Annotated in this window: 17 protein-coding genes; 5 read left to right on the top strand and 12 right to left on the bottom strand. The window is 71.3% G+C overall.

Annotated elements, in window-relative coordinates:
* Positions 1–383: 383 nt before the first annotated feature.
* Positions 384–1,016 (top strand): YceI family protein, encoded by a 633-nt coding sequence (locus ACIP5M_RS19370; protein ID WP_401198521.1) that lies wholly within the window; start codon positions 384–386, stop codon positions 1,014–1,016.
* Positions 1,017–1,060: 44 nt separating this feature from the next.
* Here ACIP5M_RS19370 and ACIP5M_RS19365 read toward each other — a convergent pair whose 3' ends face one another.
* The 6 genes from ACIP5M_RS19365 to ureA form a co-directional block, all read right to left on the bottom strand.
* The gene (locus tag ACIP5M_RS19365; protein ID WP_401198519.1) at positions 1,061–2,386 is read right to left on the bottom strand and encodes a hypothetical protein; all 1,326 of its coding nucleotides are present in this window, start codon (positions 2,384–2,386) and stop codon (positions 1,061–1,063) included.
* Positions 2,387–2,504: 118 nt separating this feature from the next.
* Entirely contained in the window at positions 2,505–4,109 is a 1,605-nt protein-coding gene (gene cimA, locus ACIP5M_RS19360) for a citramalate synthase (protein WP_401198517.1), read from the bottom strand.
* 393 nt (positions 4,110–4,502) lie between these two features.
* A complete protein-coding gene (locus ACIP5M_RS19355) occupies positions 4,503–5,147 on the bottom strand; it encodes a TetR/AcrR family transcriptional regulator (RefSeq protein ID WP_401198515.1) in 645 nt (214 codons plus the stop codon).
* A 29-nt stretch (positions 5,148–5,176) separates the two neighbouring features.
* Positions 5,177–6,214, bottom strand: a complete 1,038-nt coding sequence (locus ACIP5M_RS19350; protein WP_401198514.1) for an agmatine/peptidylarginine deiminase — start codon at positions 6,212–6,214, stop codon at positions 5,177–5,179.
* 25 nt (positions 6,215–6,239) lie between these two features.
* Positions 6,240–7,973 (bottom strand): urease subunit alpha, encoded by a 1,734-nt coding sequence (locus tag ACIP5M_RS19345; protein ID WP_401198512.1) that lies wholly within the window; start codon positions 7,971–7,973, stop codon positions 6,240–6,242.
* Positions 7,970–8,716, bottom strand: coding sequence for an urease subunit gamma (gene ureA / locus ACIP5M_RS19340; protein ID WP_401198510.1), 747 nt, complete (start codon positions 8,714–8,716; stop codon positions 7,970–7,972). Before ureA ends, ACIP5M_RS19345 begins: the two co-directional genes overlap by 4 nt.
* 157 nt (positions 8,717–8,873) lie before the next feature.
* Between ureA and ACIP5M_RS19335 the strand changes: the two genes are divergently transcribed.
* Positions 8,874–10,301, top strand: coding sequence for a cytosine permease (locus ACIP5M_RS19335; RefSeq protein ID WP_401198508.1), 1,428 nt, complete (start codon positions 8,874–8,876; stop codon positions 10,299–10,301).
* Positions 10,302–10,387: 86 nt separating this feature from the next.
* Here ACIP5M_RS19335 and ACIP5M_RS19330 read toward each other — a convergent pair whose 3' ends face one another.
* From ACIP5M_RS19330 to ACIP5M_RS19310, 5 genes are all read right to left on the bottom strand, one after another.
* Positions 10,388–10,702, bottom strand: a complete 315-nt coding sequence (locus ACIP5M_RS19330) for an antibiotic biosynthesis monooxygenase family protein (RefSeq protein ID WP_401198506.1) — start codon at positions 10,700–10,702, stop codon at positions 10,388–10,390.
* 64 nt (positions 10,703–10,766) lie between these two features.
* Positions 10,767–11,852 (bottom strand): branched-chain amino acid aminotransferase, encoded by a 1,086-nt coding sequence (locus ACIP5M_RS19325; protein ID WP_401198504.1) that lies wholly within the window; start codon positions 11,850–11,852, stop codon positions 10,767–10,769.
* Between the two features lie 234 nt (positions 11,853–12,086).
* Complete coding sequence (locus tag ACIP5M_RS19320; protein WP_401198502.1) at positions 12,087–13,127, bottom strand: 3-isopropylmalate dehydrogenase; 1,041 nt, start codon at positions 13,125–13,127, stop codon at positions 12,087–12,089.
* A gap of 91 nt (positions 13,128–13,218) precedes the next feature.
* Entirely contained in the window at positions 13,219–13,347 is a 129-nt protein-coding gene (locus ACIP5M_RS19315; RefSeq protein ID WP_401198500.1) for a hypothetical protein, read from the bottom strand.
* A 259-nt stretch (positions 13,348–13,606) separates the two neighbouring features.
* On the bottom strand, positions 13,607–14,512 hold the full coding sequence (locus ACIP5M_RS19310) for a LysR family transcriptional regulator (RefSeq protein WP_401198498.1): 906 nt from the start codon (positions 14,510–14,512) through the stop codon (positions 13,607–13,609).
* 101 nt (positions 14,513–14,613) lie between these two features.
* Here ACIP5M_RS19310 and ACIP5M_RS19305 point away from each other — a divergent pair, with 101 nt between their 5' ends.
* Both ACIP5M_RS19305 and ACIP5M_RS19300 read left to right on the top strand, forming a co-directional pair.
* A complete protein-coding gene (locus ACIP5M_RS19305; RefSeq protein WP_401198496.1) occupies positions 14,614–15,627 on the top strand; it encodes an NADP-dependent oxidoreductase in 1,014 nt (337 codons plus the stop codon).
* Between the two features lie 119 nt (positions 15,628–15,746).
* Positions 15,747–17,777: a phosphocholine-specific phospholipase C gene (locus ACIP5M_RS19300; protein ID WP_401198494.1), complete on the top strand. Its 2,031-nt coding sequence runs from the start codon at positions 15,747–15,749 to the stop codon at positions 17,775–17,777.
* 6 nt (positions 17,778–17,783) lie between these two features.
* Here the strand turns inward: ACIP5M_RS19300 and ACIP5M_RS19295 are convergent, their stop codons facing one another.
* A complete protein-coding gene (locus tag ACIP5M_RS19295; protein ID WP_401198492.1) occupies positions 17,784–18,359 on the bottom strand; it encodes a GNAT family N-acetyltransferase in 576 nt (191 codons plus the stop codon).
* A 111-nt stretch (positions 18,360–18,470) separates the two neighbouring features.
* Between ACIP5M_RS19295 and ACIP5M_RS19290 the strand changes: the two genes are divergently transcribed.
* On the top strand, positions 18,471–19,172 hold the full coding sequence (locus ACIP5M_RS19290) for a nitroreductase family protein (protein WP_401198490.1): 702 nt from the start codon (positions 18,471–18,473) through the stop codon (positions 19,170–19,172).
* Positions 19,173–19,212 lie beyond the last annotated feature (40 nt).

Here is a 19,212-nt window from a genome sequence, read left to right as displayed (position 1 = left end):
CTTCGCATGCTGCGCCTCGGTCGCACGATCACTCGGCCCGCGCCGCGCCTGCTCACGCAGGGACTGCAACTCGGCCACGCGCCCGCGGGCGTCCGTGGGCTCGCTCGGGGTCTGGTCCACAACGGTCATGTACCGACCTTACGAAGATCGCGATGAAAAACCTCCGTTCATTCCACACAGTCTCAGGTGTCATCAGCTGTCCGGCCCGCACAGTACCGCCGGGGCATGAGCCGACTCCGCCATACGGGACCTTCGTCCTTTGTCGTAGTCCTACAAATCGGGGGGACACGCTGCCTAATGTTGAAATTTGAACGGAATGGGTCTAGCGTCGTTCTCGTTGAAGTCGTTGAACATTCAACAGAACCGCTACCAAGGAGCACGTCATGGGAATCTTCACCCGCCGCAGCCAGACCACGCCCGTCCAGCAGGCCGTCACCACCGGCGCCGCCGTCGCCACGCTCGACGTGGACCCGGCGCTCGCCGCCCTCACCGGCGACTACGTCATCGACGCCGCACACAGCAGCATCGGCTTCACCGTCCGCCACGCCATGGTCACCAACGTCCGCGGCAGCTTCGCCGAGCACGAGGGCGCCCTGTACCTGGACGGCGCCGATCCCTCCCGCTCCACCGCCTCCATCGACGTGAAGATCGCCTCCGTCGACACCGGCATCGCGGACCGCGACGGCCACCTGCGCAGCGCGGACTTCTTCGACGCCGAGACCTTCCCGCTGATGACCTTCCGCTCCACGGCGGCGAGCCGGGTCGGCGGCGACACGTACCGCATCACCGGCGACCTGACGATCAAGGACGTCACGCGCCCGCTCTCCATCGACCTGGAGTTCAACGGCTCCGCCACCGACGTCTACGGCAGCGAGCGCGTGGGCTTCGAGGGTTCGGCCGAGATCCTGCGCTCGGACTGGGGCCTGACCTGGAACGCCGCGCTGGAGGCCGGCGGTGTGATGGTCAGCGACAAGGTGAAGCTGACCTTCGACATCTCCGCCGTCAAGCAGGCCTGACGCAGCGCTCTGACCGGATGACCGGGGGCGGTTGGGGGGAGTCCCTAGAAACCGCCCCCACCGTCGAAGCCGCCGCCCCCGTCGAAGCTGCCGCCGAAGTCGGACGGGTTGAAGTCGGCCCCGGAGACGTCCCCGCCCTCGAAGCCGGACCCGTAGTCGCCGCCGAAGTCGGAGGCGTAGGCCGGGCTGGACATCATCGAACCGAGCATCGTGCCCATCAGCAGACCGGGCAGGATGCCTCCCCCGAAGTAGCCGCCGGCCCAGGGACCGTACGCCGGGCCGGCGTCGTAGTAGGGACGCGGCCCGTAGTCGGTGTCGACCGTACGGACCGCGGGGTCCCGGCCGTCGCGCAGCCGGACGGCGTCCGCCGTGCAGACGGGCACGGTACGCGCCGCGCCGCCCGCCGGCGCCCAGGCGGCGTCCTCGGTGCTCGGCCCGTGCCGCGGGTCGAAGAAGCAGGGCAGCCGCCGCTCGGGCACGGGACGGCCCTGCCGGCGCGCGTCGAGACAGGCCAGCGCGTAACGGCCGTCCTCCAGCGCCTGGGTCACGCCCTGGACCTCTTCGGGGCGCTGGACCGAGGCCATGATCTGTTTGGCTTTCTCGTACGAGTCGAGGCCCTGCTCGTAGTCCTTGCGCATCGCGTCGTCGGCGCCGGGCTCGCCGGGGTGGAAGTCCAGCCGGTCCAGCTCCTCGCCGAAAGCCGTGATGTCCTCGTCGACGACCACGGCAAGGCGTTCGACGGCCTCGCGCCGGGCCTCTTCTTTCTTCTTGCGATTGCGGCGGACCAGCGCGTAGGCGCCACCGCCGCCGATCACGGCCACCGCGCCGAGGGTGATCAGGCCGCTGACGGGGGCGCCCTCGTTCTCGGCGCCGGTGCCGGCCCAGGACGCGGGTGCTCTCCCCTTGACCTGGCTCAGGGCCTGGTCCACGAAGTTGTCGAGCTGGGTGGCGGCGTCGGGCGCCCCCACCGTGACGGCGTCGGTCAGGTTGCGCACCGCGTTCACCGGCATGACCGCCCTGTCGGCGCCGGCGTCGAACCGGTCGCCGAGCCGGATCGCGTAGAGCCCGGTGATCCCGGTCTCGGCGCGGACGGCCGTGAGCACCTTGTCCGGCGGGAACTCGGCGGTGGCCGGCAGCACGGCGACGAACACCGGCTTCCCGGCATCCTTGATCTTCTGGGCGAGCGCCTCGGCATCCGCCTTGGGCAGCTGCGCCTCGGCACGCGGGTCGACGTAGACCGGCCCCTCCTTGAGGGCCTCCCCCACGGCGGCGACGCCGGTGGCGGCCGACGCCTGCGGGGCGGCCGCCAAGGCCGTCCCGGACAGGGCCAGCAGCAGACCGGCCAACACGGATACGAGCCTGGTCCTCATACCCACGACGCTACCCGAACCGGCATTTTCCTGTGTGAGGAGGACATAAGACCCGACGAGGGTCCGCGCGGCGTACGGCGGACACCGCGCGGACCCTCGGCAGGAGGACGGCCCGGGACTACTCGGCCGGTTCGACGCCCGCGTGCAGGAGGCCGTAGGTGAAGGCGTCCTCCAGGGCCTGCCAGGACGCGGCGATCACGTTCGGGGCCACGCCCACCGTGGACCACTCGCGGACGCCGTCCGTGGTGGCGACCAGCACGCGCGTCGTGGACTCCGTGCCGTGCTTGCCCTCCAGGATGCGGACCTTGTAGTCGACCAGCTCGAACTTGGCCAGCTGGGGGTAGAAGCGCTCGAGGGCGACCCGCAGCGCGCGGTCCAGGGCGTTGACCGGGCCGTTGCCCTCCGCCGTCGCGACGATCCGCTCGCCCTTGGCCCACAGCTTCACCGTGGCCTCGTTGGCGTGGGTGCCGTCCGGCCGGTCCTCGACGATCGCCCGCCACGACTCGATGCGGAAGTATTTGCGGGCCCGGCCCTCGGCCTCGGCGCGCAGCAGCAGCTCGAAGGAGGCGTCGGCGGCCTCGTACGTGTAGCCCTGGAGCTCGCGCTCCTTGACCCGCTCCACGACCCGGGAGATCAGCGCGCGGTCCCCGCCGAGATCGACGCCGAGCTCCTTGCCCTTGAGCTCGATGGAGGCGCGCCCGGCCATGTCGGAGACCAGCATGCGCATGGTGTTGCCGACCCGCTCGGGGTCGATGTGCTGGTAGAGGTCCGGGTCGACCTTGATGGCGGAGGCGTGCAGGCCGGCCTTGTGCGCGAAGGCGGAGACACCCACGTAGGGCTGATGCGTGGAGGGCGTCAGGTTGACGACCTCGGCAATCGCGTGGGAGATCCGGGTCATCTCGGCGAGTGCGCCCTCGGGGAGCACCTTGCGGCCGTACTTGATCTCCAGCGCGGCGACGACGGGGAAGAGGTTGGCGTTGCCGACCCGCTCGCCGTAGCCGTTCGCGGTGCACTGGACGTGGGTGGCGCCCGCGTCGACGGCGGCCAGGGTGTTGGCGACGGCGCAGCCGGTGTCGTCCTGGGCGTGGATGCCCAGGCGTGCGCCGGTGTCGGCGAGGACGGTGGCGACGGTCGCCGTGATCTGGGCCGGCAGCATGCCGCCGTTGGTGTCGCAGAGGATGACGACATCGGCGCCCGCCTCGTGCGCCGTGCGCACGACGGACTTCGCGTACTCGGCGTTGGCGCGGTAGCCGTCGAAGAAGTGCTCGCAGTCGACGAAGACCCGGCGGCCCTGGGCGACCAGGTAGGAGACGGTGTCCCGCACCATCTCCAGGTTCTCGTCCAGGGTGGTGCGCAGGGCGAGCTCGACGTGCCGGTCGTGGGACTTGGCGACGAGCGTGATGACCGGGGCACCGGACTCCAGCAGGGCCCGCACCTGCGGGTCCTCGGCGGCCGAGCCGCCCGCCCGCCGGGTCGCGCCGAAGGCGACGAGCTGGGCGTTCTTGAAGGCGATCTCGGCACGGGCCCGGGCGAAGAACTCGGTGTCGCGGGGGTTGGCGCCGGGCCAGCCGCCCTCGATGAAGCCCACGCCGAAGTCGTCCAGGTGCCGGGCGATCGTCAGCTTGTCGGCGACCGTGAGGTTGATGCCTTCGCGCTGGGCACCGTCGCGCAGGGTGGTGTCGAAGACATGGAAGCTGTCGTCGAGGACCTCTGTCGTCGTCATGCTGATCTGGCTCCTGTCGGATGAGTGGCTCCGGGTGTCCGGGATCCACTGCCCCCATCATCGCGCGCGGTCCGGTCCCGGCAGGAATGGGCCGGGAAACGAAAAAACCTCTCGCGGGTGCGAGAGGTCTGCGCGCGGGTCTGGGGCACGATGGCCTCTGGCCGCGGAGTTCTTCCACGGTTCAGCGGTCAGTGCGGACCGGCGCGCTGCTGCCGATAATCATGGGCTGAGCAAGCACGTCCGCAGTGTGCCATAACGCCTGCGGCGCGCGGACGCGGATCTCAGTATGCGGGCAGCCGCTTCGCGGGCGGGGCTGGGCCCCTCGGCCCCCGCCACGCCTGACCGTCTTCGGCTGCAGCGCCGCTGCCGGGGCTCCGCCCCAGGCCCCGCGCCTCAAACGCCGGCGGGGCTGGAATCGCCTGGGGCGGGGGTCAGGCCTTCGGTCAGGAATTCGGATACGTGGGACAGGATTTCCTCGCGGGAGAGGAGCGGGAGGCCCACCGCCAGTTGGATGCTGAATCCGTCGAGCAGGGACCTGGTGCGGGTCGCGAAGCGGTCGGCGTCCACCGGGCGGAACTCGCCGCGCGAGATGCCCTCGGCGAGCAGGGCCACCAGGTCCCGGTGCCAGGCGCCCTCGATCGCCGCCTGCCGGTCGCGTTCCTCCGGTCCGGCGTTCTGGGATCGGTTCCAGACCTCCAGCCACAGGGTCCAGTGCGGGTCCCGGGCGTACTCCGGCACGTACAGGTCGACGTAGTCCCGCAGCCGCTCGCTCGCCGGGGCGCGCCGGGACAGCAGGGCCCGGCGCTCGTCGCCCAGCGCCGCCTCGCTCCACTCCAGGGTCTGCAGCAGGAGCTCGTCCTTGCTGCGGAAGTAGTAGAGGAGGTGGCCGCTGCTCATGCCGACCTCGCGGCCCAGACCGGCCATGGTCAGGCCTTCCAGGCCCCGCTCGGCGATCGTGGCCATGGCGGCGGCGAGTACGTCCTCGCGCGGGGGCGCGTTCTTGCGCGCTGCCCGTACCGGTACTCCACCCGCCGCCATGGGCCCACTCCTTCTCCGGATCCCGAAGGTCAGACCTTCGGCTGCTGCTGGGTGATGCAGTGGATTCCGCCACCCCCGGCGAAAATCGTACGTGCGTCAACGAGGGTCACGGTCCGCTCGGGGAACAGTCCGCGGAAGATCTCGGCCGCCTCCTCGTCGCGCGGGTCGTCGAAGGAGCACAGCACCACGCCGCCGTTGCACAGATAGTGGTTGATGTACGAGTAGTCCACCCACTCGCCGTCCTCCTCCAGCACGGTCGGCGCCGGGATCTCCACGACCTCCAGCAGCCGGCCCTGGGCGTCGGTGGAGGCGCGCAGGATGGCGGCGATGGTCTTGCAGCGCTCGTGGTCCGGGTGGGCCGGGTCGGGCTGGGTGTGGACCATGACCACGCCGGGGCGGGCGAAGGCGGCGACGATGTCGACGTGGCCCTGGGTGCCGTAGGTGCCGTAGTCGCCGGCCAGGCCGTACGGGAGCCAGATCGCCTTGGTGGTGCCGAGGTGGGCGTGGATCTCCTGCTCGACCTGCTCACGGGTCCAGCCGGGGTTGCGGCCCTTGCCCAGCTGCACGGTGTCGGTGAGGAGAACGGTGCCCTCGCCGTCGACGTGGATGGCGCCGCCCTCGTTGACCAGGGGGGTGCTGTACGTCCGGGTGCCGACGGCGTCGGAGATGTGCCGGGCGATCTTCGAGTCGTGGTCCCAGCGGGCCCACTCCTGGGCGCCCCAGCCGTTGAAGGTCCAGTCGACGGCCGCCAGCTCGCCGGCGTCGTTGGTGACGAAGGTCGGGCCGATGTCCCGCATCCAGGCGTCGTCGAGCTCGCGCTCGACCAGCTCGATGTCGTCGCCCACGATCGCCCGGGCACTCTCGGCGTCACCGGGCGAGACGACGAGGGTCACGGGCTCGTACGTGCGGACCGCGCGGGCGACGGCGCCCCAGGCCTCGCGGGCCTCGGCCAGCTCCTGATCGTTGGTGAAGGTGGGGTTGGGGCTGGGCCAGGCCATCCAGGTGCGCTCGTGGGGCATCCACTCGGCGGGCATCCGGAATCCGTCGTTCACGGGCTTTGCAGTCATGGTGGGGAGGTCCTTACGGGCTGGCTTAGAGGAAGTACAGGCGGTTGAGGGAGACCGAATCGGCGGCTTCGGAGCGCAGTGGTTCCCCGTCGAGGGAGACGAGGCCGCTGCGCGCGTCGACATCGACCGCGCCCACCCGGGAGTTCAGGAGGAGGTCCTTGGGGCCGATGCCGCGGGTGCCGCGGACGGCCACCCGGCGCCGGCGGGTCGGCATCTCGTCGCTGCCGAGGGCCGCCGCTGCGGCCGAGACGAAGGCGACGGAGATGTCGGCGGCGGTGGCCCCGTACGAGCCGAACTGCGGGCCGAGGACCAGCGGTTCGCAGGTGTCGGTGGCGGCGTTCGGGTCGCCGGTGACCCCGTAGGCCGGGAAGCCGGACTTGAGGACCAGCTGCGGCTTGGCGCCGAAGAACTGCGGGCGCCACAGCACGATGTCGGCGAGCTTGCCGACCTCGATGGAGCCGATCTCGTGGGCCAGGCCGTGGGCGATGGCGGGGTTGATGGTCAGCTTGGCCATGTAGCGCAGGACGCGGGCGTTGTCGTCGCCCTCGCCGTCGCCGGCCAGCGGGCCCAGCTCGCCCTTCATCTTCGCCGCCATGGCGAAGGTGCGGCGGATGGTCTCGCCCGCGCGGCCCATGCCCTGGGCGTCGGAGGAGGTGATGCCGATCGCGCCCAGGTCGTGCAGGACGTCCTCGGCCCCCATCGTGCCCGCGCGGATCCGGTCGCGGGCCATGGCGGCGTCGCCCGGGAGGTCCGGCTTGAGGTCGTGGACGGAGACGATCATGCCGTAGTGCTCGGCGACCGCGTCCCGGCCGAAGGGCAGGGTGGGGTTGGTGGAGGAGCCGATGACGTTCGGCACGCCCGCCATCTTGAGCACGTTGGGGACATGTCCGCCGCCGCAGCCCTCGATGTGGAAGGCGTGGATGGTCCGGCCCTCCAGGACGCGCAGGGTGTCCTCGACGGAGAGGCACTCGTTCAGACCGTCGCTGTGCAGGGCGACCTGTACGTCGTACTCCTCGGCCACGCGCAGGGCGGTGTCGAGAGCGCGGGTGTGGGCGCCCATGTCCTCGTGCACCTTGAAGCCGGAGGCGCCGCCCTCGGCGAGTGCCTCGACGAGGGGCGCCGGGTCCGAGGAGGAGCCGCGGGCGAGGAAGCCGATGTTGACGGGCCAGGCGTCGAAGGCGTTGAAGGCGTGCTTGAGGGCCCACGGGGAGTTGACGCCGACGCCCCACACCGGGCCGAACTCCTGGCCGATGACCGTGGTGACGCCCGCGGCGAGCGAGGCCTCCATGATGCGCGGGGACAGCAGGTGGACGTGGGTGTCCACGGCGCCGGCGGTGGCGATCAGGCCCTCGCCGGAGACGATGCTCGTGCCGGTGCCGACGACGACGTCCACGCCGTCGAGGGTGTCGGGGTTGCCGGCGCGGCCGATCGCGTGGATGCGGCCCTCGCGGATGCCGATGGAGACCTTGCGGATGCCGAGGACGGCGTCGATGACCAGCACGTTGCTGATGACGACGTCGCAGGTCTCGCGGACGGCGGCGGCCTTCAGGTGCAGGCCGTCGCGGGCGGTCTTGCCGAAGCCGGCGAGGAACTCGTCGCCGGGCTTCTGGGCGTCGGACTCGACCCGGACGGTGAGTCCGGAGTCGCCTAGCCGGACCCGGTCCCCGGCGCGGGGGCCGAAGACGGAGGCGTACTCGTGCGGGTCGATGTGCCGGCTGCCCGGCGCACAGTGGTCGCTGTGGGGGGTCTGGCGGCTCATGCCTGCTCTCCGTCCGCGGGGTCGGTGGTGCCGGTGGCGGCTGCGCCGGCGGCGCGCTCCGGGTCTGCGCCCAGGTACCCGCACGCGGCCGCCCGGCTCAGTGCCTGCTCCTTGGCGCCGGGGGCGTCCAGGGGGCCGTCGACCAGGCCGGCGAAGCCGACGGCGATGCGGTCGCCGCCGATCGGCACCAGCCCGACCTCGCCCTCGCCGTGGGGGTCGAACCGTACGGACGAGCCGGCCGGCACGCACAGGCGCATCCCGTAGGCGGCGGCGCGGTCGAAGTCGAGGCGCGGGTTGGCCTCGAAGAAGTGGAAGTGGGAGGTGACGCTCACCGGCACGGCGGCGGTGTTGCGCACGCGCAGGTGCACGACGGGCTCCGGCTGGGGGACGCCGGGGCCGGGGACGACCGCGCCGGGGGCCTCGTCACCGAGGGAGGCCGCGCCCCGGACGGGCGAGGAGACCACGGCGAGGCGGGAGCCGTCGTCGAAGACGGCCTCCACGTGCACCTCGGTGACCACGTCGGCCACGCCGGGCAGGACGTCGTCCGGGCCCAGCACGCTGCGGGCTTCCTCGATGGCCTCCGCCAGCCGCTTGCCGTCGCGCGCGGCCTCGCAGACGGTGTCCGCGATCAGCGCGGTGGCCTCGGGGACGTTGAGCTTCAGGCCCCGGGCCCGCCGGGCCCTGGCCAGTTCCGCTGCGCTGCGGAGCAGCAGCCGGTCGCGCTCCGTAGGGGTCAGCCGCACGGCGATCCACCACCCTTTGACTCGATGGGTTAGAGCATCACTCTAACTCTTCATTTCCTTGCTGGGAATCATTGACCTACCACCAGGGTGTGAGTCACATTGAGTGTCGCTCAAAGACGTGCACCACCACCCCCCGCCCTGCCAAGGGAGTCCCCCCATGCCCATCGAACAGCGCGGAGTCGACACCATCCCGGAAGAGGAGCGAACGAGCGGTCCCCGTGACCTGATCTCGATCCTCCTCGGCTCCAACCTCTGCCTCGGAGTGATCGTCTTCGGCTGGCTGCCCCCGTCCTTCGGACTGGGCCTGTGGCCCTCGGTCACCGCCATCGTGACCGGCACCCTGGTCGGCATCGCCTTCACCGCGCCGCTGGCGCTGGTCTCCCTCAGGACGGCCACCAACCTGTCGACCTCCAGCGGCGCCCAGTTCGGCGTCCGCGGGCGTCTCGTCGGCTCGATCGTGGGCCTGCTGCTCGCGCTGGGCTACACGGCGCTCACGCTGTGGATCGGCGGCGACGTGATGGTCGGCGTGCTCTCCCGGCTCACCGGGCTCCCGGACACCGGCCTCTGGCGGGCCGTGATGTACGGCGTCCTGGCCGCGTGCACCGTCGTCGGAGCCGTCTTCGGCTACCGGCTGCTGCTGCGCATGAGCAAGCTGCTCTCCATCGGCATGGTGGTCCTGCTGGCCGTCGGCCTCTTCGCCTACGCCCCGGACTTCACCACCGCCGCGCCGCCGGAGACCCCCCTCCTCCTCGGCTCCTTCTGGCCGACCTGGCTGCTCGCGGCCGTCGCCGCCGGCCTCAGCGGGCCCGTCGCCTTCATCACCCTGCTCGGCGACTACACCCGCTACGTCTCCCCCCGCAAGCACAGCTCCCGCAAGGTGTTCTGGGCCACCTGTCTGGGCCTGCTGATCGGCCTGCTGATCCCGCAGCTCTTCGGCACCTACACCGCCCTCGCCGCCAAGGCCGGCGCGGACTACGCCGGGCCCCTCGTGGAGGCCGCGCCGTTCTGGTACCTGGTTCCGCTGCTCGTCGCCGCGGCGGCCGGCTCGGTGGGCAACGCCGGGCTGATGCTCTACTCCATGGGCCTGGACCTCGACGCGATCGTCCCCAAGGCCACGCGCACCAAGGCCACCGTGATCGCCGCGGCCGTGGCCACCGCGTTCGTGTTCTTCGGCTCCTTCTCGTGGGACGTGCAGTCCGCGATGACCTCGTTCGTCCTGCTGCTGACCGCGATCGGCACCCCGTGGGCCGTGATCACCCTCATCGGTTACGTGCGCTGCCGCGGCGAATACGACGCCGACTCGCTGCAGGTCTTCAACCGCCGCTCGGTGGGCGGGGTCTACTGGTACCGCAACGGCTGGAACACGGCCGCCACCGCCTCCTGGGTCATCGGCGCCGGCGTCGGCCTGCTCGCCGTGACCACCCCCTTCTACGAGGGCCCGCTGCTCGCCCTCACCGGCGGCGTGGACTGCTCCTTCATCCTGTCCGGCCTGGCCGGCGGGCTGGTCTACCTCGCGCTGACCGCCCGTACCGCCCCGGCCGCGGTCGGCACCGAGGAGCCGGAGTCGGTGGCCGCAGCCGCCTGACCGAGACCGTACGCACGTGAAAGGGCCCGCCTCCCCGGGAGGCGGGCCCTTTCGCGTGCGGGGACGGCTTTCCCGCGCGTACGGCCCTACGCGTCCACCGCTCGTGCCAGAGCGAAACCGCCGCCCTGCATGTCCTCGCACAGGGCACGGCAGGCGCCGAAGTACTCGGCGAACTCGGGTTTGTCCTGCCAGGCCTTCATCGCGTCCATGGAGTTCCAGGAGGCGAAGGACACGTAGTGGCCGGGGTTGCCCAGATCGCGGATCAAGCGAGCGAACAGGAAGCCGTCGTTCGCTTCTTTGGTCCAGTTCAGGAGGGTCGTCCAGCGGTCGGCGAACTCGTCCTCCCTGCCCTCGGAGACCTTCCAATTGCCGGAAGCCCAGTAGTTGCTTGCCTCGGACATCGCACACCACCTCGGTACGGGCCCCACTTCAGGTTAGGCCCGTACCGATCGGTCGCACCCGGGCTCAGCCGAGCGGGTGCATCCAGCCGTGGTGGTCGGCGGCGTGGCCGGTCTGGAGCTCCAGGAGGGCCTTGCGCAGGCGCATGGTGACCTGGCCGGGCTCGCCGTCGCCCTGGATCCAGTTGGCGCGCTCCGACTTGACCGAGCCGACCGGGGTGATGACGGCGGCGGTGCCGCAGGCGAAGACCTCGGTGAGGGTGCCGCTGGCGTTGTCCCGCTGCCAGTCCTCGGTGGTGATCCGGCCCTCCTCGGCGGTGTAGCCGAGGTCGCGGGCGATGGTGAGGAGGGAGTCGCGGGTGATGCCCGGGAGCAGCGAGCCGGTGAGCTCGGGCGTGACGATGCGGTCGCCGTACACGAAGTACAGGTTCATCCCGCCCATCTCCTCGATCCAGCGGTGCTCGACGGCGTCGAGCCAGACCACCTGGTCGCAGCCGTGCGAGGCCGCCTGGGCCTGGGCGACGAGGGAGGCCGCGTAGTTGCCGCCGGTCTTGGCCGCGCCGGTGCCGCCCTTGGCGGCGCGGACGTACTCCTCCGAGAGCCAGACGGAGACGGGCTTGACGCCGCCGGGGAAGTAGGCGCCGGCGGGCGAGGCGATGACGATGAACAGGAACTCGTTGGCGGGGCGGACGCCGAGGCCGACCTCGGTGGCGAACATGAACGGCCGCAGGTAGAGGGAGGCTTCGCCCGAGTCCGGCACCCAGGCGCGGTCCTGCTTGATGAGCGCGTCACAGGCGGCGATGAACAGGTCCACCGGCAGCTCGGGCATGGCCATGCGGCGGGCGGAGGACTGGAAGCGCTCCGCGTTGGCCTCGGGGCGGAAGGTCGCGACGGTGCCGTCGGGCTGGCGGTAGGCCTTGAGGCCCTCGAAGATCGTCTGCGCGTAGTGCAGCGTCATGTTCGCCGGGTCGATCGCCAGGGGGGCGTAGGGAACCAGTTCGGCGTCGTGCCAGCCGCGGCCCTCGGTCCACTTGATCGTCACCATGTGGTCGGTGAAGTGGCGGCCGAAGCCGGGGCTGGCCAGGATCGCCTCGCGCTCCGCGTCGGACAGCGGGTTCGAGGAGGGCTTGAGCTCGATCGTGGGCGTCGTCATGAGTGCTTGTCCTTCACCGTTTGTGTATGGCGGACCGCGCTCATGCGTACTAGTTACTAGGACGTCCGAGCTTCCCCGTAGTCCGCGGCCTCGCGTTCGATTATCGCGCGCGAGGGGAGTTCGGAGAAACGGAGTGTTGCGGCCCAGGGGAGATGGTGGCACCCGGGGCCGCGCAGGAGAAGCCGCCGGGTCCTGGAATGCGACCCGGCGGCTTCCTGGGGTGGAGCTGCCGGGTCAGCCGGCTACGCGAGCGGCGAGGGCGTCGCCGATCTCGTCGGTGGAGCGGAAGGTGCCGTCGCGCTCGGCGAGGTCGGCGGAGACCGCGTCCTCGATCCGGGCGGCCCGGTCCTCGTGACCGAGGTGGCGCAGCAGGAGGGCGACGGACAGGATCGTCGCGGTCGGGTCGGCCTTGCCGGTGCCCGCGATGTCCGGGGCCGAGCCGTGGACGGGCTCGAACATGGAGGGGAAGGCGCCGGTCGGGTTGATGTTCCCGGAGGCGGCGAGGCCGATCCCGCCGGTCACGGCGGCCGCCAGGTCGGTGAGGATGTCACCGAAGAGGTTGTCCGTGACGATGACGTCGAAGCGCTCGGGCTGCGTGACGAAGAAGATCGTCGCCGCGTCGACGTGCAGGTAGTCGGTGGTGACCTCGGGGTACTCCTGGCCGACCTTGTCGAAGATGTTCTTCCACATGTGGCCCGCGTACACGAGGACGTTGTTCTTGTGGACGAGCGTCAGCTTCTTGCGGGGGCGGGCGTTGGCGCGCTCGTACGCGTCGCGGACCACGCGCTCCACACCGTAGGCGGTGTTGATGCTGACCTCGGTGGCCACCTCGGCGGGGGTGCCGGTGCGCAGCGAGCCGCCGTTGCCGGTGTACGGGCCTTCGGTGCCCTCGCGGACCACGACGAAGTCGATCTCCGGACGGCCGGCGAGCGGGGTGGCCGTGTTGGGGAAGAGCTTCGAGGGGCGCAGGTTGATGTAGTGGTCGAAGGCGAAGCGGAGCTTCAGCAGCAGTCCGCGCTCCAGGACGCCGGACGGGACCGACGGGTCGCCGATGGCGCCGAGCAGGATCGCGTCGTGGTGCTTGAGGGCTTCGAGCTCCGCGTCCGGGAGGGTCTCACCGGTGCGGTGCCAGCGCTGGGCGCCGAGGTCGTACTCCTTGGTCTCCAGCTTCACATCCTGGGGCAGGACCGCGGTAAGGACCTTGAGTCCCTGAGCCACGACTTCCTGGCCGATGCCATCACCGGGGATCACTGCGAGATTGATGCTGGTCGACATGGCGAAACCGTACTCCCTGTCCCAGCCCTCAGACATATTGCGTCCAGCATCTGGACCCATGTGGACGCAACATGTCCCGGGAGGAGGCTGCTCAGTGGCCGGTCGCCCCGCCGTTGTCCCGGCGGTCGAGGGCCCGCTGGAGGGCAGCGGCGGCCTGCTTGCGGTCGGCGTCCGCGGAGGAGGAGCGGCGGACGCGGCGGGGTGCGGTGGATGCGTTCATGGTGATCGACTCCTTGAGATCACGGCGTGGCGGGGCCACGGATGAGGGGTTCCTTCAAGGCGCCGGAAGAGGCGGGGAGCAGTACGCCGCAGGGGTTGCCTGCCAGGGCGCGCGCTCACGACCGCCATTCGCCGGATCGGCGAGACGTTCGGCTCCTACAAAGCTAGGGCAGGTGCCGCTGTATGTCTCCGCAATTACTCGGACTTCCTAGTATCTGAGACGCCGAACCCCTCGGAAGGCTCCTCCCGAGGGGTCCGTTTCAGCCCTTGCCGGAACGGAGTTCCCTGATCAGAGCCCTGACAGTGAGGGTGGCGGCGGATTCCGGAGTGGTGACGTATCCCACCTGTCTCACCGGCCTCTGGGGGCCCAGATCGGTGATCTGCACCGCCGCACCGGCCTCGCGGAGCGACAGCTCCGGCAGGATCGCCATACCGAGCCCCCTGCCGACCATCGTCAGCACCATGCCGTCGTCCTCCGCCTTCACGGTGGCCGGCGGGATCCAGTCCTGGGACCGCCACCACTCGCGGGTGTAGGAGCCGCAGTTCTCGTCCCAGTCCAGCAGCGGGAGCGACTTCGGGTCCGGGTGGCCGACCGGGTGCACCAGCGCGTACGCCTCCTGCGCGAGCACCCCGCCCAGCAGGCCGGGCGGCAGCTCCGCCGAGCCCCCCAGGGTGGCGATGCCCAGGTCGGCGCGGCCGGCGGCGACCTCCCCTGCCGTCCCGGCGCCGAGCTCGCGCACCACCCGGACCTCGGGGCGGATGCCGGGGTGCCGGGCGGTGAGCCGTTCCAGGGCGGGCGGCAGCAGGTGCAGAGCCGCACTGCGGAAGGCGGCGATCCGCAGCACGCCTTCGAGCGCGCCGCCGTCCGCGCCCGCGCCCGCTCCCGCCGGGCCGCCGCGGGCCGCGCCGCGCGCCTCCGCGCCGAGGACCTCGTACAGCCGCAGGATGCGGCGGGCGTGGCCGACGGCCCGCTCCCCCGCCGGGGTGGGCGAGGCCCCGGCCCGCCCGCGCTCGAAGAGCACCGCGCCGACCTTGGCCTCGCTGCCGCGCACCGAGTGCGAGACGGCGGACTGGGTGAGGCCGAGCGCGGCGGCCGCCGCGGAGAACCCGCCGGTCTCGGCGACGGCGACCAGGATCCGCAGTTCCTGCGGGAGGAGATCGGACACCGGGGCCCCCACCTCGTTCCATGAGCGTCATTCATGCATGTACGGCTTCCATGAGCCCAACCCCCTGCCCGGCCGGGAGATTCCTTCCTAGCGTCTGCGCCATGACCACCGACACCGCATACGCCGTCCACCAGATCGCCCGCCCGGCCGGCTTCCCCTCCGCATCCGACTTCGCGTACGTCTCCTCGCCCGTCCCCGAACCGGCCCCCGGCACCGCCCTCGTGCAAAACCTGCTGCTCTCGGTCGACCCGTACCACCGCGGGATGATGGACGGCGGCGAGGACGGCTTCGAGCTCGGCACCCCGCTGGAGGGCCGCTCGGTGGGCCGCGTGCTCGCCTCCCGCGACCCGGGGCTGCGCGAGGGCGACCTCGTCTTCCACCGGCAGGGCTGGCGTACGCACGCCCTCGTCACCCTCGGCGCGGACGGCGCGCGCAAGCTGCGCAACCACGAGGGGATCCCGCTAGAGGCGTACCTCTCGATCCTCGGCGGCACCGGCCTGACCGCGTACGCCGCACTGACCCGGACCGCCGGACTGCGGGAGGGCGAGGACCTGTTCGTCTCCGCCGCGGCGGGCGGGGTCGGCACGGCGGTCGGCCACATCGCCCGGCTGCTCGGCGCGCGCCGGATCGTCGGCAGCGCGGGCTCGGCGGCCAAGGTCCGCCACCTCACCGAGGTCCTCGGCTTCGACGCGGCCTTCGACTACCACGACGGGCCGGTCGGCGAGCAGCTCGCGAAGGCCGCACCCGACGGCATCGACGTCTACGTGGACAACGTGGGCGGGGAGCACCTGGAGGGCGCGATCGAGGTGTTGCGCGAGTACGGGCGCATCGCGTGGGTGGGCGCGATCTCGATGTACAACGGGGACCGCTCGCCCGCCGCTCCCCGCAACCTCTTCGAGGTCGTGCACAAATCGCTGCGCCTGGAAGGGGTATTGGTTCGCAACCACACCAATCTGCAGGACGAGATGGAGGACTTCCTGGTCCCCCACCTCCGCAGTGGCCGGATCGGTACCGACACCACCGTTGCGCAGGGCTTCGAGCACACCGTGGAGGCCTTCCTGGGCATGCTCCGCGGGGACAATCTGGGCAAGATGCTCGTCCGCGCCAACGCTTGATTCCAGCCACCCGGATGTTCACCGACTTCTTACCGCACGGCTGTAGACCTTTGACCCGGCGCCCGCCACTCTGTGCGTCAATGTGCCAGCCGGGCACTTGAGTTGGAGGCGAGTAGCCAGTGACACCGATCAGCCGCAGAGGGTTCGTGGGAATCGGCGCCGGGCTGATGGCGGGCGCCGCCCTGCCCGCGATCGCGCCGACGACGGCGGCCGCGGCCGCCGCGACCGGCACCATCACCGATGTGAAGCACGTGGTGATCCTGATGCAGGAGAACCGCAGCTTCGACCACTACTTCGGCAGGCTGAAGGGTGTCCGCGGCTTCGGCGATCGCGCCGCCGGCAACATCCCGGGTGGGTGGGGCATGTTCAACCAGCCCAACTGGGGTGGCCGCCAGTACCCGTGGAAGCTGTCCGCCACCCCACCGGCCGGAGGCGTGGACGGCGAGACGCTGGCCCAGTGCAACGGCGACCTCCCCCACAGCTGGACCTCGCAGCACGCCGCCTGGAACAAGGGCCGGATGGACAACTGGGTCACCGGCGTCGGCAACACCCGCACCCTCGGCTACCTCGACCGCGGGGACATCCCCTTCCACTACGGCCTCGCCGACCACTACACCATCTGCGACGCCTACTTCTGCTCCACCCTCAGCGCGACCGGCCCGAACCGCACCTTCCTGTGGAGCGGCAAGGTCGACGCGGGCAGCAAGGACGGCGGCGACGAGTCCGGGCTGACCTGGGAGACGTACGCGGAGGCCCTCCAGCGCGCCGGCATGAGCTGGAAGGTGTACCAGAACGCGCAGGACAACTACGGGGACAACGGTCTGGCCTACTTCAAGAAGTTCACGGACGCGGCGCCCGGCAATCCGCTGTGGGACCGCGGCATGGGCTCCGTCCCGAAGGTCACCGGCTCCACCCCGGACGACATCGCCGCCGCCATCCGCGCCGACGTGGTCGCGGGCACCCTCCCCCAGGTCTCCTGGGTCGTGGCGAGCGAGGCCTTCTCGGAGCACCCTTACGCCCCGCCCGGCGACGGCGCGCACTTCGTGGACCTGGTCTACCGCGCGCTGGCCGCCGACCCCGAGGTCTTCGACTCCACCGTCCTCTTCCTCAACTACGACGAGAACGACGGCTTCTTCGACCACGTGCCGCCGCCGGTCGCCCCGCCGGGAACACCCGGCGAGTACATCGACGGCACCCCGATCGGGCTCGGCTTCCGCGTGCCGATGCTGGTCATGTCCCCGTGGACGCGGGGCGGCTGGGTCAGCTCGGAGGTCTTCGACCACACCTCGGTGCTCCGTTTCATGGAGACCTGGACGGCCGCCCTCGGCACCCCCGCCACCTGCCCGAACATCAGCGCCTGGCGCCGCAGGGTGGTGGGCGACCTGACCGGCGTGTTCGACTTCGCGCACCCGGTCTACGGGGTACCGGCGGGCCTCCCGTCCACCGCCAAGGTCATCGGCCAGTCGACCTGCGGCCCGCTGCCCAACCCGGTGCCGCAGGACAACGCCCTCCCGGCGCAGGAGGCCGGGACCCGGCCCGCCCGGGCCCTGCCCTACCAGGTGAACGGCAACCTGGACCGCTTCGAATTCGGGGCTGCCGGCAAGATCCTGGCCTGGTTCTCGATGACCAACCAGGGCGCGGAGGCGAAACGGCCGGCGCACTTCTCGATCCACCCGCACCAGTACCGGGACACGGCGGCCTGGCAGTACACGGTAGACCCCGGAGCCACCTCGACCGACTACTTCAACATCGGTCTCGGCTCCGGCTCCGGCAAGTACGACATCTCGATGTACGGCCCGAACCGCTTCCTGCGCCGCTTCATCGGAGACGCCTCCAAGGCGGGCAAGGCGATCGAGGTCGCGGCCCGCTTCGCGGTCGAGCCGGGCACCGGCAAGACGGCGGTGTACTTCAGGATGACCAACTCCTCCGCCTCCCCCGTCACCTTCACGATCCGCTCCAACGCCTACCGCACGGACGGCCCGTGGACGTACACGGTCGCGGCGAACTCCTCGCGCGAGGACTACTTCAACGCGGTGGCGTACAGCAACGGCTGGTACGACTTCACGATCCTGGCCGACTCCGACGGCACCTGGTCCCGCCGGTACACGGGCCACATCGAGACGGGCGCCCCGAGCATCTCGGGCTCGTAGACACCCCTAGAGCACGTCCCCGTTGCGCCAGTCGAAGTCGAGCCGCCCGGCGGGATCCGGCAGGGTCCCGCCGGGCGGTGCCCACAGGTAGGTGGAGCCCTCCTCCTCGGGCAGGCGCACGGGCCCGTCCGGCGAGAGCGTTCCGATCCGGCCCGGCCACACCGTCCACCCGCGGCGCTCGTACAGCGCGGCCCCGTCCTCGGACGCCGACAGCGCGCCCAGCACGTAGGCCCGCCCGATCACCCCTTCCAGGGCGGCCATGACGGCGCTCCCGAGCCCCCTGCGCCGGTGGCCGGCCCCTACGGCCACGGCCTCGACGTACCCGGTGCGCAGGGCGGCGCCCCGGTGCACCACACGGCGCTGCACGACGCTGCCGTGGGCGACGAGCTCCCCGCCCGCGTGGACCAGGGCGTGCATGCCGCCGAGCCCGTGCTCGAAGTCCTCGTCGGAGAAGTCCCCGTCGAACGCCGCGTCGAGCAGCGCCCTGACCTCTGCCAGGGCGCCCGGGCCCAGCTGCGAGGTGTGCACCAGGCTCGTCCGCATGCCCGTCACCGCTCCGGTCGGCCGGTCCCGCTCGCTCATCCCGGCACCGTACCAAGGGGACCGCATTGCGGACGCCGGACGCCGTCCACCGGCCGGAATCGGCCGACGCGGCTCTGGCGGGCCGCGCCGCGGCCTCCGCACACTCGCGGTATGTCGCCCGATACCCAGCAGTGGACCCCGATCCACGGCCAGCCGTACCGCCCCGCCGCCTACCGGCCCGAGCGGATGCCGAGCGCGGAATCCCGCGCGCGGGCCGCCGAGTTGCGTGCACGCATGGACGAGCGGCGGACCGTACGCCATTTCTCCCCCGACCCCGTGCCCGAGCAGGTGGTCCGGGACGCCATCGCGTGCGCCGCCACCGCCCCCTCCGGGGCGCACCAGCAGCCCTGGACCTTCGTCCTGGTCAAGGACCCGGAAGTCCGCCGGCAGATCCGCGCCGCCGCCGAGCAGGAGGAGGCGCTCTCGTACGACGGCCGCCTCGGTGACGAGTGGCTCGCCGCCCTGCGCCCCCTCGGCACGGACGCCGTGAAGACCCACCTCACGGACGCCCCTGCCCTGATCGTGGTCTTCCAGCAGCGCTACTGGCTCGGCCCGGACGGCACGAAGCACAAGCACTACTACGTCGACGAGTCGGTCGGCATCGCCGTCGGCATGCTCCTGTCCGCCCTCCACCTGTCCGGCCTGGCCGCCCTCATCCACACCCCGAGCCCGATGCGCTTCCTCTCCCGGGTCCTGAACCGCCCCGAGAACGAGAAGGCCTTCGCGGTCGTCCCGGTCGGCTACCCGGCGGACGACTGCGAAGTCCCCGATCTGGTCCGCAAGTCCCTGGACCAGGTCCTCGTCGAGGTCTAGGGGGTCTCGCCGGGCCGCCGGAAATGGAAACCGCCCCCGC

This window comes from Streptomyces sp. NPDC088762, assembly GCF_044750905.1.
Taxonomy (GTDB): Bacteria; Actinomycetota; Actinomycetes; order Streptomycetales; family Streptomycetaceae; genus Streptomyces.
This window is presented reverse-complemented; position numbering and strand designations above follow the sequence as displayed.

Excerpts from the sequence above, each read along its gene's own strand:
- ACIP5M_RS19355 (WP_401198515.1), bottom strand. The coding sequence starts at position 5,147 with ATGGCGGCGGGTGGAGTACCGGTACGGGCAGCGCGCAAGAACGCGCCC.
- ACIP5M_RS19320 (WP_401198502.1), bottom strand. The coding sequence starts at position 13,127 with ATGTCGACCAGCATCAATCTCGCAGTGATCCCCGGTGATGGCATCGGC.
- ACIP5M_RS19325 (WP_401198504.1), bottom strand. The coding sequence starts at position 11,852 with ATGACGACGCCCACGATCGAGCTCAAGCCCTCCTCGAACCCGCTGTCC.
- ACIP5M_RS19330 (WP_401198506.1), bottom strand. The coding sequence starts at position 10,702 with ATGTCCGAGGCAAGCAACTACTGGGCTTCCGGCAATTGGAAGGTCTCC.
- ACIP5M_RS19370 (WP_401198521.1), top strand. The coding sequence starts at position 384 with ATGGGAATCTTCACCCGCCGCAGCCAGACCACGCCCGTCCAGCAGGCC.
- ACIP5M_RS19345 (WP_401198512.1), bottom strand. The coding sequence starts at position 7,973 with ATGAGCCGCCAGACCCCCCACAGCGACCACTGTGCGCCGGGCAGCCGG.
- ACIP5M_RS19315 (WP_401198500.1), bottom strand. The coding sequence starts at position 13,347 with ATGAACGCATCCACCGCACCCCGCCGCGTCCGCCGCTCCTCCTCCGCG.
- ACIP5M_RS19335 (WP_401198508.1), top strand. The coding sequence starts at position 8,874 with ATGCCCATCGAACAGCGCGGAGTCGACACCATCCCGGAAGAGGAGCGA.
- ACIP5M_RS19365 (WP_401198519.1), bottom strand. The coding sequence starts at position 2,386 with ATGAGGACCAGGCTCGTATCCGTGTTGGCCGGTCTGCTGCTGGCCCTG.
- ACIP5M_RS19350 (WP_401198514.1), bottom strand. The coding sequence starts at position 6,214 with ATGACTGCAAAGCCCGTGAACGACGGATTCCGGATGCCCGCCGAGTGG.
- cimA (WP_401198517.1), bottom strand. The coding sequence starts at position 4,109 with ATGACGACGACAGAGGTCCTCGACGACAGCTTCCATGTCTTCGACACC.
- ACIP5M_RS19295 (WP_401198492.1), bottom strand. The coding sequence starts at position 18,359 with ATGAGCGAGCGGGACCGGCCGACCGGAGCGGTGACGGGCATGCGGACG.
- ACIP5M_RS19290 (WP_401198490.1), top strand. The coding sequence starts at position 18,471 with ATGTCGCCCGATACCCAGCAGTGGACCCCGATCCACGGCCAGCCGTAC.
- ACIP5M_RS19305 (WP_401198496.1), top strand. The coding sequence starts at position 14,614 with ATGACCACCGACACCGCATACGCCGTCCACCAGATCGCCCGCCCGGCC.